Origin of the sequence: Kangiella spongicola, assembly GCF_003194565.2 — a bacterium.
Classification (GTDB): Bacteria; Pseudomonadota; Gammaproteobacteria; order Enterobacterales; family Kangiellaceae; genus Kangiella; species Kangiella spongicola.
On the sequence record NZ_QICH01000001.1, the window covers coordinates 269,997 to 282,864 of the forward strand.

Consider the following 12,868-nt stretch of genomic DNA (forward strand, 5'->3'; position numbering starts at 1 on the left):
AAATATACAATAAAACCAAGCAGCTGAAGGGATTATTCTCACTTTTCGTTTAAAAGTGAACTTGATGTAAAACGTAGAAAAGGAAACAGCTATGGCCAAGATCACGATCTTAGCAGGAGATTTTCCAAGAGGAACCGGATATTTTACATTCCGAAACTTGACTCTTCCTGGAGACGAGAATCATTACTTGTGCGAAACCGTAAGCATCAATCAAATTGAGTTCATTAATACTGCAAATCCCAAAATGGCATTGCTTTTAAATAAAGACAAAGCGTTGGCCGAGGAAATTCAGTTAGAGCTTGAAGAAAAAATTCGTCTCGCCGATGAAAATGATGTCATATTCATGGTTCGATTATCGGACGAAAGGCGCTTTATCGCAGAGGCTGATAGTGCCACTTTCCATAAAATTAAAAGTTCGGTTGCTAATCTAAAAAATACAAACTCGTCATATATAGGTAATAGCGCTTAATCGAGCTAATGCATAAACGCTTTAAATATCAATTATTTAAGGCGTTTTAATAAGTCATATTTGCAAAAAGTTATAACCTCGTCTCATTCCCCACTTTTTGAGTGTGTTTTCGTTTGACTGATATTTTTCACTCCGCTAAAACAAAAAGGTAAGCCCCTGAACCACCGTGATATTTTAATTAATGATAATAAATTGGGTTCAGGGATTTTTATTACTGAAGGATTGATGAGGTTAAAATATGTCAAAATTTTCTGTCATAGCTGGAAGCTTTCCCACTGGTGCAGGACGCTTTACTATCCGAAACTTCACATTACCTGGTGACGACAATCATTACCTGTGTGAAACCGTATCTGCGCAACAGATTGATCTTATCAGTAACCGACAAAGTCACTACCAGCCAATTCTTGAAGCTGAAGCAAACGCAGAAGCATTACCGAAACTGTCTGATAAGAACCAAGCCATATTCTTAGCTCGTCTAAAAGATGGTAGAAGTTTTGTTGCCGCTTCAGATCATGCAACCTTTCATAAAATTCTAAAAGCTTTAGAGCAGCAGACTGATGTGGCGCTAGAAATATCCTCGTCAGCCGCTTAAGATCAGCTACTTAGATAAAGCTAAGCGCGATCTGAAGGGAAAGTTAGAACATCCTTAATTTCTGGCAGTTCTAGTAGAATCATGACCAAGCGATCAACTCCTAGCGCCACACCCGAGCACTCAGGAAGCCCCTGCTCTAGCGCTACTATGAAGTTCGAATCGATAGACATTAATGGCTTACCATCTTGTTGACGGCAGGCGTTATCTTTTTTAAAGCGTTCATACTGCTCAGCAGGATCGGTAAGCTCATAAAAGCCATTAGCTAACTCAACCCCATGCCAATATACCTCGAAACGGCAAGCCGTGCGTGGGTCGCTAGGATCTAACTTCGCCAGTGCCGCCTGACTTGCTGGATAGCCATGAATGAAGCAAACTTCCTGCCCAAGCCCTAATTTTGGCTCGATCTGATCTTCAAACAATAAAGCTAGATAGTCATCACGCTCTAAATCTTCCGGCAGCTCCCCTAAAAGCTCATGACTCAGCTTTGAAAGCTTTGAATTTTCTATGGTTAAAGGGTCAATCTGCAAGTACTGCTCAAACGCCTCTTGATAACTTAGCTTGACTGGCGTTAACTCTTTTTCCGACAAAGTATCCATTAAATCAAACACTTGTGTCATTAATTGGTGATGGTCATAGCCCTCGACGTACCACTCCAACATGGTGAACTCTGGATTATGCCGCGAACCAAACTCATCCTGCCGGAAGGTTTTGCAGATCTGATAAATTGAACCGGAGCCTGCCGCCAACAAACGCTTCATGGCATACTCAGGTGATGTCTGGAGATACCCCTCGCTTCCCATGTAATCGTTTACTTTAAACGACTTCATAAAGCGATCAGTCACGCCATAACGGCTTAACAAAGGGGTTTCTACTTCTAAGATATCCCGCTCAGCAAAAAACTCCCGCACTCGCGCCATTATTTTAGCGCGCGCTTTTAAGGTTTCGATTGAAGCAGTTGGATTCCAGTTAGACATTTATTTACTTTCTTTTTACTCAGGCTTATAGCAAAACTCTTTAACTTCTCCTTGTTCATTTATAACTCTAACCCCTTTATCAACATGTAGTATAAGTCCGATATCTGATTGGGGTTTAAAAACACCAAAAGCCATCACACTATTCCCTGAGCATGCTTTCAGTTCCTCACTCTCCTCTAAGTTATTCGTTGCAAGATATACAACAGACTCAGTAAAAGGGTCACTTGAACTTTCTTCGTCAAGATATAGCGAAGTAGACGGAGTATGCTCATGAAAATATGCATACCCAACAGTCTCTATCCTTTGCTCGATATAGGGCTTAGGGTTCTCCATTAAATCCTCTAGAGGAACCATTTGGTTGTAATCATTGCTTCCTTTCGTACAACCGAAAAGAGCAAGAGTTAAGCAGAAACAATTAAGTCTATAACCTGTTTTCATCAAAAAACTCCGAGCCAAACCAGCGTCCCTAATGGAGATAAAATTTACTTGGACGAGGCATCAGATTTGATTAGACACAAAGCCAGACCCAGCATACCCCTCTAGCACCGGAAAATTCTTGCTAGACAAGGCTTGTTGCTTTTTGAAACGCGGAGCTTAGATCAGCTAAGTGAGCATTTTCAAAAAGCAACGTAACGCAGTATAGCGAGAATTTAACAAGCTAGGCGCGTGAAACGTACTCACCCGAGCGCGTATCAATTTTTAGCTTATCACCAATATTCACAAACAAAGGCACTTTAACGACCGCACCTGTGTGCATGGTCGCTGGCTTTGAGCCACCGCTTGAAGTGTCGCCGCGCAAGCCTGGGTCTGTGTCTGTTACTTCTAGGACGACGAAGTTTGGCGGCGTTACTGAGATTGGGCTGCCGTTCCAAAGCGTTACTTGGCATTTATCTTGCTCAATCAAGTAATTTTTGGCTTCGCCAACCGCATTGCCGTCTGCTTGCACTTGCTCGAATGTGTTTGCATCCATGAAGTACCAAAACTCACCATCGTTATAGATATATTCCATTTCTGTATCGATGACGTCGGCGGTTTCGATGCTTTCGCCTGATTTAAAAGTTTTCTCAACAGTTCGCCCAGTTAGTAAGTATAATACCTTGGTTTTACTAAATGCTTGGCCTTTACCTGGTCGAACAAACTGGTTATCAACAACCGTGCATGGTTCGCCATCGAGTATCAGTTTGGTACCATTGCGTAGGTCGTTTGTAGTAATTGTTCCCATGAGTTCCTCTAAAAACTTGATATATTATGATTCAAAACGTGAAGATTTTAACGCGAAACGACTCTTATTGGCAGGACAATGAGTGGAAAAAGTTACTTTCTAGTGCTTTTTCGTCGCCAAAAGAGCTACTTAGGCACTTAAATATCGATTTCGACACTATGTCTGAGTCGGTTTTGCTCGATCACGCTTTCGCACAGCGTGTTCCCCTTCCGTTTGTCGAGCGTATGCAAGCTGGTAATCCTGACGATCCTTTGCTAAGACAAGTGCTGCCTGTTGCAGAAGAAAACTCTCAAGTCGCCGGTTATAACAAAGATCCCCTTGGCGAGCATGACAGCGCCTTGCCCGGACTGCTTCATAAATATAAAAGCCGCGTTTTGGTCATGTTGGCTACCGCTTGTGCCATTAACTGCCGTTACTGTTTTCGGCGCGAGTTTCCCTACGCTGATAACCAACTCGGCAAAGCGGGTTGGAAAGATATATTTGAATACCTGTCGCAACATCCTGAAATTAACGAGGTTATTTTAAGTGGCGGCGACCCTTTAGCGGTAACAGACAGCTATTTGCATGACTTTATCAGCATGCTAGAGGATATTAAGCACATAAAAAGGCTAAGAATTCACACTCGCTTACCCATCGTAATTCCACAACGAGTGACTTCTAAGCTGGTCAACACCCTAAGCCAAAGCCGTTTTCAGTGCGTTCTAGTTACACACATTAATCACCCTAACGAAATTGATGATATGGTTAGCCTCGCCATGCAACGTCTTCACTCCGCTGGTATTACCCTACTTAACCAATCCGTATTATTGCGACATATCAACGATAATAGCGACACGTTAGCCGAACTTAGTGAAAAATTATTCAAAAGCAATATCCTGCCCTATTACCTGCATTTATTAGACAAAGTTCAAGGGGCACAACACTTCGATTCTGACGAGAGCCATGCAATTCAGATCATGCAGCAACTTCAAGCCAAGTTAGCTGGGTTCTTGGTGCCGAAATTAGTTCGCGAAGAAGCCGGCAAGCCAAATAAATCATGGATTGATATAAGCAATACGAATCAATAACTTAAGACAAAAACCACTAGCGCCATGAGTTGCTTTTCGCTAAGATGAAGTATCAGTCGGATGCCATATTTAAAGGAGACGACAATGGCGCTAACGAAAGGACAGTTGGGGTTAACCGTTAGGGTTAAAAACGATGTTATGGTTGCTGATATCCCAGCAACGGTCAAGACAGCTAAACAGTGGATGGAAAATCTACCGGTCGCAGATATCGGCGAAACCGCTTCGAAAATTTTTCACTACCTTTACGATCTGAATCAATCGCCACTCCCCCCGAAAACCCGACTGCAAATTTTAGAAGCTTTGAAGCCTTCTTGCCTAAACACCTTAAATTCCTTGGCTACTGTCTATATTCACAGCCCTTTAAAATATTCGCAGAAATTACAATCAGCTTCCGAGTTAGTTCACGCTATAGCCTCTGAGACAATTTTTGGCTTCAACACCATTATCGAAGACTTGCAGGCTGATGTTACTGCACTGGAAAAATATAAAACCACTATTTTACCCGCAGCTTGCGCTAACAGTCTTCAATTCCAAGGTTTTATCCAGTTACAGCGTTATCAGTTATATAAGACTGTCGGTGCTAAACTTTGGGTTCAACAAAACATTATTTATAAGCTAGCAGAGAAGCACGGCTTGCTTGAACACAAACTCAAAAAAGACTCGGCCCCACTAGGAACAATTAAAAAGCAATTGCTGATTAACCTAATATTGCCGGTCTCTAATCCATATCAACTTAAGCATGGCGAAATCAACGATATTTATAATGAAATAGAGGATCTCGCTGATCTCGCTGAGTTGCAGCCCGAAGATACAGAAGGTTGTTTATTCGCTTACTTGCCAGACAGTGATATTCCACCCCAACCTATCAACTCCATAGAACACAAAGGTCAGCGAGTAGTAGGCATTAACTTAAAAGGCCCAACTGAAGCTCTAGAGCGCCACCTCAACAATGAGTCAGGCGGGTTCTTTAGTCGGTTTACGAAAAAGGCTACTAGTTTTGAACTAGATCAAGAGCTTACTGAACATTTGATTACTCACTGGAGTAAGCAATTAAATCGAAACTTTATCCGTATGAACTCGCAAGCCAGCACAGAAGTTTGCGTTGGGTTAGCGGCGTCTCACCACTTCCTAGTTGAAAAGTTAGGCTCAGAGGTTCATCAAAGGTTCTTCGGACAGAATAAACGCAAACCGTTGAGCATTGAGTCCGACTCTTTGCAGCTAGAACAGGAAGACGATAGCCAGCACAGTTTTGTATGGAAAAGCCGCTCTAGCAGCTCTAATTTAAGCTTAAATATGGGGCATGAAAAGACTCAAGATGCCTTTGCTTCGATATACAAGCCTCTTAGCAAAGAAGATAAGAAGCATCAAAAAGAAGACAAGCCATTCAAGGAAATTAAGGCAAAACCTCGCTATCAATGGACTTCTGGGATGGTTCGAGATGTCAGTCCTGCCGGTTTCTGTTTAGGCTTTGAAAAAGCACCTTCGACTTATGCCGAAGCCAACGAACTCATTACCATAAAAAATGTAAAAGGAACTGAAGAACAATATAACCTGGGAATGATCCGTTGGAATCGTTGGCATAAAAACTCTGTATTTCTTATTGGCGCCGAAATCATAGCTCCAGAAGCGACGCCAGTTCGAGCCACGTTAGATTGGGATTATGCTAAACCAGCTTATCATCATAATGGTTTATATTTGCCAGATATGCCTAACGTAGGAGTGGATGCCACCATTATACTGCCGCCTCTCGGTTACCGTTCAGGCCAAACAGTTGCCATCATGACTCCTAGCGACGAATTTAAGATCGAATTGAACAAAAAGATTATTGAAACGGACAACTTTATACAGTTCCAATTTAGCCGTAAATAGATTGTCTTACCCGTTAACTGGGCTTGCAGATTCAACAGGGGTTTATTATTGTAGAAGTTGTGGCTCAGTTACAGTAACTTAGTAGGAATCGCGTTAGAATATCTCTACTAATACTAATAAATAACGAATAGACGGCAATGATGAAAGAAAAGGTTAAGAAGTCTCCTATAAACATGCTCATTTTTTCCTCTTCGCCCAACGACAGCGAACAGGTATCAAGTCATTTAAAAAACATGGGCATCCCAATTCGGCATCTTGTAATTTCCGATAGCGAACAACTCAAAGACGCTACTAATCTAAAACAGTGGCAGCAGGCATTGTTCATTGATGAGCTGGATAACCTGCCAATTAAACAGGCGCTCAAACAACTCAAAAATCAACCAATAGCAGTGCCTTCAGTTCTTCTAACAAATGATTACAGCGAAGAAAAGCGCTTTGAAATGCTAGCACTAGGCTTGAAAGACTGCATTCCAGCAACGTCTTTAGACCTACTCGCTATGATAGTAAAGCGTGATCAAAAATTAGTGGAGTCATTACAATCTCTTGAGCAAGCTAACAAGATTGTTTACGAAACCAATAAGCGTAACGAACTCTTACTTGATAGCTCGAAAGATGCGATCGCATATATCCATGAAGGAATGCACATCTATACCAACCCGTCGTATATTAAAAGATTCGGTTATGAGGAAGATGAAATTATCGTCATGACCATTATGGATATTGTCGCTGATGATGAGAAAGATAATATTCGCGCATTATTAAAGCGCCAAGCTCAGGAAGGAACTGAGGTTAGCCAGTTAATTAAAGGAAAAACCTCATCTGGGGAAGAGTTTGAAGCTGACTTTATCATTAGCTCTGCAATCTATGACGATGAGGAGTGTGTACAGCTACTCGTGCGTGATGTAGGCGATCAGCAGGAGCTGATGCAGAAGCTAAAAGAAATGAGTCAAATCGATCAAGTTACCGGTGCTCTGAATAGACCTGCATTGATGGATCAACTCAATGAAACCGTTGAAGTAGCAAGGAAAGACGATCTTAACTCAATTCTATATTTCCTAGAAATTGACAACTTTACTAGTTATCGAAATCAATTCGGTATCGCAGACTGCGATACCCTGCTAAAAGATGTCTCACACTGGCTTCATGATAAATGTGAAAGCACAAGCATCATTGGCCGTATTAGTGATAGCAGCTTTGCTATATTAGTCAGGGACACCGATAGAGCGCCGACTGAGTTACCTAAGCAGTTGATTCAAGAGATTGAAAAACACTTATTTGAGATCTCAGGTCAGACTTTAAAAGTAACATTAAGCATCGGCGGCGTGCCATGTACCGGCCATGATCTGGAGCCTGGAAAAGTTCTATTACACGCCACAACTGTAGCGCATAACTTGCAAGAAAAAGGCGGCAATAACTACCAAATATTTAACCCTTCAATAGATAGTTTACTTACTGAAGATGAGCGCAAGATTTTTGAAGAGTTCACTAATGCTCGTGATGAAAGCAAGATGACCTTGTTCTTCCAGCCAATGATGAGCCTCAAAGGTAGCTCAAGCAAGCAGTACATGTGCTACTTCCGTTACCAACTTAGTGATGGAAGCTGGGGGTTAGGTGAGCAGATATTCCCAATATTTGAGAAAGTAGGAATGGATGCTGATATCGATAAGGTCACTTTAAAGCACGCCCTTAAAGTCCTAGTAAAAGATAAAGAGTCTGGCAATGATAACAAGCTCTTCCTAGCCTTAAGCCCTAATACTTTATTAAGGGAAGGTCTAGAGGATTGGTTAGAAAAGCTAGTCAGCGCCTCAGGAATTGAGAGTGGCAACCTAGTCATGACAATCAAGGGGCATATGGCACAAACCTATTACAAAAAAGTATTAGAGTTACGCCAAGCTTTAAAGAAAACAGGAATTCCTTTATGCCTGTCAGGAGTTGAGATTGATAATACAGAACTTGTGAAGTCAATCGCGCCTGAGTATGTAGCAATGGCACCAAACTTTATCGATACGCTAAAAGAGCATGGCACTGATAAAGTACAAGCTATCGTTAGAGCGTCTGCAGAAACTGAAGCAAAGACCATTATTTCAAACCTAGAGGATGCTTCAACACTGGCACAAATCTGGCCACTAGGCGTTGATTTTGTGATGGGCAACTATGTCTCGAAGCCAATTCCGAAGTTGAACTATGATTTTGCGGATAGTGACTTCTAAGCTATAAAGTAAGTGAAAAATTTAAAGCCCCAGCATGACTGGGGCTTTTTTTAGTTATTCGGACACGGTTTTGAGAATATCGATTAAGCCATCCATCTCAGAATACTGAAGAACGCAATCAGCTCGATTTCTTAAATATGGCTTTGCTTTGTAGGCTACACCAAAACCAGCATTTTTTAGCATTAGCCAGTCATTAGCCCCATCCCCTACAGCTAATGTTTCACTAAGTTTCACCCCTCTATCTTGCGCCCACTCTGTTAATATTTGAGCTTTTATCTCGGCATTGACTATAGGGAGCTCTGCGATACCAGTAAGCTCGTCTTTATCATTAAAATTCAACGTGTTAGCTTTAATTTCATGGGCATTAATATGCTGTGCAACGTAACGCGCAAAGTCCTTAAAGCCTCCCGAAGCAATACCAATTTCAGCCCCTATGTCGGCTAGGTATGATGTTAGTTCTGCGACACCTGGGTTAAGTTTTATTCGCTCTAACACCTTTTCTACCGCTTCTCTTGGCATTCCCGCCAATAGGGCCAAACGTTTCTCAAAGCTTTGATTGAAGTCTAACTCACCGCGCATTGCTTCTTCAGTAATTTGAGAAACTTTATCCTTTACTCCAAACTCAGCTGCCAGCTCATCAATCACTTCCATTGGTATCAGCGTGGAATCCATATCGAACACCGCGAGCTTAGGCTTGAAATTAAGTTTTTCATCGCTGAGTAAGCAGTAGTCGGCTTCAATTTCATTGGCAAAGGCATCAAACGCCTCTCGCCAACTAAGCGCCCCAAAATCTCTGTTATCGCTTATCAGGGTAACCCGAAAACAGGACGAGTATGACTTTAGATTATCAGCTTGTATCTCTACTATTGAGGATAGCTCAGCTTGCGGGGTCAATTTATTCTGACCGTTATAGGCGTGTTCTATCAGCTCGTTATCCTTTCGTGATATTAAAAACAATAACGCTGTGCAGCTTTTCTCAATTAACATCTATTAACCCTACAGTGTGATATGGCAGGATTGCTTTTAAGCAGTCCAATCTATGATATATTAGCAGTAAATTAGTGCCCACAATATTCTAGTGAAGACCGATAACAATAAACATAGCGCAACAATGCGAAACGCCAAATTCCCTATCGCTATATCTACCGCTATAGTGATTATGGCCCTTTGCTTTATGGTGTATTCGTGGACCTTATCTGTTAAAAAGCACCAAGCCCAACAATTCGCCATAGAATACAGTCAAGGCTTGGCAAATGCTAGCGCCTCATTTATGGGCCATCTAATAGAAGATGAAGACACCGACACCCTCGCCACCGTAGGGCAGCAATTACTATCAAACAAGACCATTACTCAACTTTCTATCTATCGTCGCAATGGTGAGCTAATCTATCAGTCAGGCGAAACTGTTAATGAACCTAGTCAACCCGTTATCGCTAACATCGCTTACGACGAAAGCTATAATGGCTATCTCATTATTTATTTCTCTAATAATCAAGTCATGGCATTAGACGATCAGGCTTACTGGCTCCTGCCTGAGCTTATTTGGTTTTTTGGTGCGGTAATTTGGTTAGCTTTAGTTGTTTTGCTATATGCGAAACGGTGGTTTTCTAGCTCGCAAAGACAATCGAAACAGCAGGTTTCCGAGACCAAGTCGACTGAAACCAATGTGCAACTGATAAAAAATTTACTGCGCAGAAAAAAAGACGATGAAAACAGCGAAGCCGTTAGCTCCTTGATTATAAAAGCACAATGGTCTGCATTAAATGACAAGTCTGCTAATATTCTGCTTCGAGTGCTTAATCGCTGGTTACCTCAGAATGGATTTTTCGTAACCCAATTCGATCAAAAGTTATTAACCTTAGGCTTAAAGCGCGAATATTCGCCAATGAATCAAAACCCTCTTTACGCATTACAGCACTGTCTTCATCAATTACAGCTAGAGCCTAAAATAATAGTTCATCGACTCAACTTCGGCGAAGAAATTTATCAAACTTTCTTTGACATTATTGACTCTGGGATCTGGTTTGAAAAACACTTAGTTGAGACTGGAAGTGATTATAACTGGACGGCCGAAAGGGTAATTGATATCGAACTCGAAGACGGTGAAATTGTGGAACTTTGTAGGCTTAAAGCCCCTGACGCCGAACAAAAAAGCGTGATCGAGCGTCAGGTTCGTTTTTTAAGTGATGATTAATTTCTGATTCTTAGCCCTGTGACTCTTTTTCTTCTACCTCCATAGAGTCAACACGCTGGAAGCCACGTGGTAACTTACTTCCTCGGCGTCCGCGCTCTCCGCGATAATGCTCTAAATCTCTTGGCTTCAAGGTTAAATGACGTTTCCCTGAGTAAATAACTAAACTTTCGTCGGCCGCAACTACAGCTACAGAAACGACGAACTCCTCACGGCTTTTCGCTCTAGCTGCAGGGATACTGATAATCTTGTTACCCTTACCTTTAGCTAACTCTGGCAAGTCTTCAAGCTTGAAGACCAGCATCCGACCCTCGTTAGATACTGCTACACAGTACAGCTCGTCCGCTTGTGGGATTCGCTTTGGCTTTAGTACCTTAGCTCCAGACGGTAAGTTTAAAAATGCCTTACCGTTTTTGGTTTTCGATACCAGATCGCTAAATTTGGCAATAAAACCGTAGCCAGCATCAGAAGCAAATAAAAACTTATCGTCATCTTCGCCCATGATAGTGGCTAAGAACTCAGCCCCTGCAATCGGGTTTACACGTCCTGTAACAGGCTCTCCTAACCCTCTCGCCGAAGGTAGCGTGTTCGCAAGCAGTGAGAAGCTTCTACCGGTAGAATCCAAGAATACTGCGTACTGGTTACTTTTACCTTGTGAAGCATCGAGGAATGAGTCTCCTGAGCGATAATTCATCGCTGTGGCATCAATGTCATGCCCTTTAGCACAGCGTACCCAGCCTTTTTCAGACAACACCACCGTCACTGGCTCGGTTGGCATAAGATCTGTCTCTGATAGAGCTTTGGCTTCCTCGCGCTCAACAATAGGCGAACGACGCTCATCGCCATGCTCGTCGATAACTTCTTGCAGCTCTTTCTTGACCACAGTTTTCATTCGTTGCTTTGAACCAAGAGTCATCTGTAACCAGTCGGCTTCATCTTCTAGTTCGTTCTGCTCACCTCGAATTTTCATTTCTTCAAGTTTAGCTAAATGACGTAACTTAAGCTCTAGAATCGCTTCTGCTTGAGTTTCTGTAATCTTGAAGCGCTCCATCAATTTAGGCTTTGGCTTATCTTCTGTTCTGATGATATGAATCACTTCATCAATATTGAGATAAGCAATTAATAAACCGTCTAAAATATGCAAACGGTCCATTACTTTGTCTAAGCGATACTGTAGTCGACGACGTACCGTTTCGAGACGATAATCAAGCCATTCTTTGACGAACATCTGCAGATTTTTAACCTGTGGACGACCATCAAGACCAATCATGTTCATATTGACCCGATAAGTTTTCTCAAGATCCGTGGTTGCGAATAAATGCTTCATCAACTCGTCAGTATCAACACGGTTAGAGCGAGGCACAACCACTAACCGCGTAGGGTTTTCATGGTCGGACTCATCACGAAGATCGCTGACCATTGGCAACTTTTTAGCCTGCATTTGGCTCGCTATTTGCTCTAGAATTTTTGAGCCTGAAGCTTGATGTGGCAGTGCTGTGATAACAATTTCACCGTCTTCTTTTTCAAAATGAGCACGCATTCGAATTGAACCGCGCCCCTTTTGATACATTTCTAAAATATCGGCTTTCGAAGTAATAATCTCGGCATCGGTTGGGTAGTCTGGACCTTCGACAAACTCCATCAGATCTTCAACCGTAGCCTTTGGGTTCTCCAGCATATGGATACAGGCATTAGCCACTTCAGTTAAGTTGTGAGGAGGAACATCCGTGGCCATTCCCACAGCAATACCGGTAGTGCCGTTTAACAGCAAGTTAGGCACTCTGGCCGGTAAAACCTTGGGCTCCTTCATGGTTCCATCAAAGTTAGGAATCCAATCTACAGTCCCCTGCGACACCTCATGCAATAACACTTCGGCGTACTTTGCTAAACGTGACTCGGTATAACGCATGGCAGCAAAGGACTTAGGATCGTCTGGCGCACCCCAGTTACCCTGCCCATCAACCAATGGATAGCGGTATGAGAAAGGCTGTGCCATTAAAACCATAGCTTCGTAACAAGCGGAATCACCATGCGGGTGAAACTTACCAAGCACATCACCCACAGTACGTGCTGATTTTTTATATTTTGAAGTGGCTTTTAAGCCTAACTCGCTCATCGCATAGACAATTCGTCGTTGCACCGGCTTTAAGCCATCGCCGATATGTGGCAATGCGCGATCCATAATGACGTACATGGAGTAGTTTAAGTACGCCTCTTCGGTGAATTCTGCTAAAGACTTTTGCTCAATGCCTTCGTAATCTATTTCTTCCACGT

At 42.4% G+C, this 12,868-nt stretch carries 11 protein-coding genes; 6 read left to right on the forward strand and 5 right to left on the reverse strand.

All coding sequences use genetic code 11. The features are described from left to right. Positions 1–91 precede the first annotated feature (91 nt). Positions 92–469 carry a hypothetical protein gene (locus DL796_RS01115; protein WP_110199160.1) on the forward strand — a complete coding sequence of 126 codons (378 nt, stop codon included), beginning with the start codon at positions 92–94 and terminating at the stop codon, positions 467–469. Positions 470–707: 238 nt separating this feature from the next. Further along, the gene (locus tag DL796_RS01120; protein ID WP_110199162.1) at positions 708–1,061 is read left to right on the forward strand and encodes a hypothetical protein; all 354 of its coding nucleotides are present in this window, start codon (positions 708–710) and stop codon (positions 1,059–1,061) included. Positions 1,062–1,081: 20 nt separating this feature from the next. Here DL796_RS01120 and epmA read toward each other — a convergent pair whose 3' ends face one another. The 3 genes from epmA to efp all read right to left on the reverse strand — a co-directional run bounded on the left by epmA (position 1,082) and on the right by efp (position 3,257). After that, entirely contained in the window at positions 1,082–2,035 is a 954-nt protein-coding gene (gene epmA, locus DL796_RS01125) for an EF-P lysine aminoacylase EpmA (protein WP_110199164.1), read from the reverse strand. 15 nt (positions 2,036–2,050) lie between these two features. Next, positions 2,051–2,473 carry a hypothetical protein gene (locus tag DL796_RS01130; RefSeq protein ID WP_110199166.1) on the reverse strand — a complete coding sequence of 141 codons (423 nt, stop codon included), beginning with the start codon at positions 2,471–2,473 and terminating at the stop codon, positions 2,051–2,053. Between the two features lie 220 nt (positions 2,474–2,693). Then, the gene (gene efp, locus DL796_RS01135) at positions 2,694–3,257 is read right to left on the reverse strand and encodes an elongation factor P (RefSeq protein ID WP_110199168.1); all 564 of its coding nucleotides are present in this window, start codon (positions 3,255–3,257) and stop codon (positions 2,694–2,696) included. Positions 3,258–3,283: 26 nt separating this feature from the next. On the opposite strand from efp, the gene epmB reads away from it, so the two are divergent. From epmB to DL796_RS01150, 3 genes are all read left to right on the forward strand, one after another. Further along, positions 3,284–4,324: an EF-P beta-lysylation protein EpmB gene (gene epmB / locus DL796_RS01140; protein WP_196597936.1), complete on the forward strand. Its 1,041-nt coding sequence runs from the start codon at positions 3,284–3,286 to the stop codon at positions 4,322–4,324. Positions 4,325–4,408: 84 nt separating this feature from the next. After that, on the forward strand, positions 4,409–6,193 hold the full coding sequence (locus DL796_RS01145) for a hypothetical protein (protein ID WP_110199170.1): 1,785 nt from the start codon (positions 4,409–4,411) through the stop codon (positions 6,191–6,193). Between the two features lie 137 nt (positions 6,194–6,330). Then, positions 6,331–8,403 (forward strand): EAL domain-containing protein, encoded by a 2,073-nt coding sequence (locus DL796_RS01150; protein ID WP_227592921.1) that lies wholly within the window; start codon positions 6,331–6,333, stop codon positions 8,401–8,403. Between the two features lie 54 nt (positions 8,404–8,457). On the opposite strand, the gene serB is transcribed toward DL796_RS01150, so the two are convergent. After that, positions 8,458–9,390 carry a phosphoserine phosphatase SerB gene (serB, locus tag DL796_RS01155; protein WP_110199174.1) on the reverse strand — a complete coding sequence of 311 codons (933 nt, stop codon included), beginning with the start codon at positions 9,388–9,390 and terminating at the stop codon, positions 8,458–8,460. Positions 9,391–9,514: 124 nt separating this feature from the next. Between serB and DL796_RS01160 the strand changes: the two genes are divergently transcribed. Further along, complete coding sequence (locus DL796_RS01160) at positions 9,515–10,597, forward strand: hypothetical protein (RefSeq protein ID WP_110199176.1); 1,083 nt, start codon at positions 9,515–9,517, stop codon at positions 10,595–10,597. A gap of 10 nt (positions 10,598–10,607) precedes the next feature. Here the strand turns inward: DL796_RS01160 and parC are convergent, their stop codons facing one another. After that, entirely contained in the window at positions 10,608–12,866 is a 2,259-nt protein-coding gene (gene parC / locus DL796_RS01165; RefSeq protein WP_265090334.1) for a DNA topoisomerase IV subunit A, read from the reverse strand. Positions 12,867–12,868: the final 2 nt, after the last annotated feature.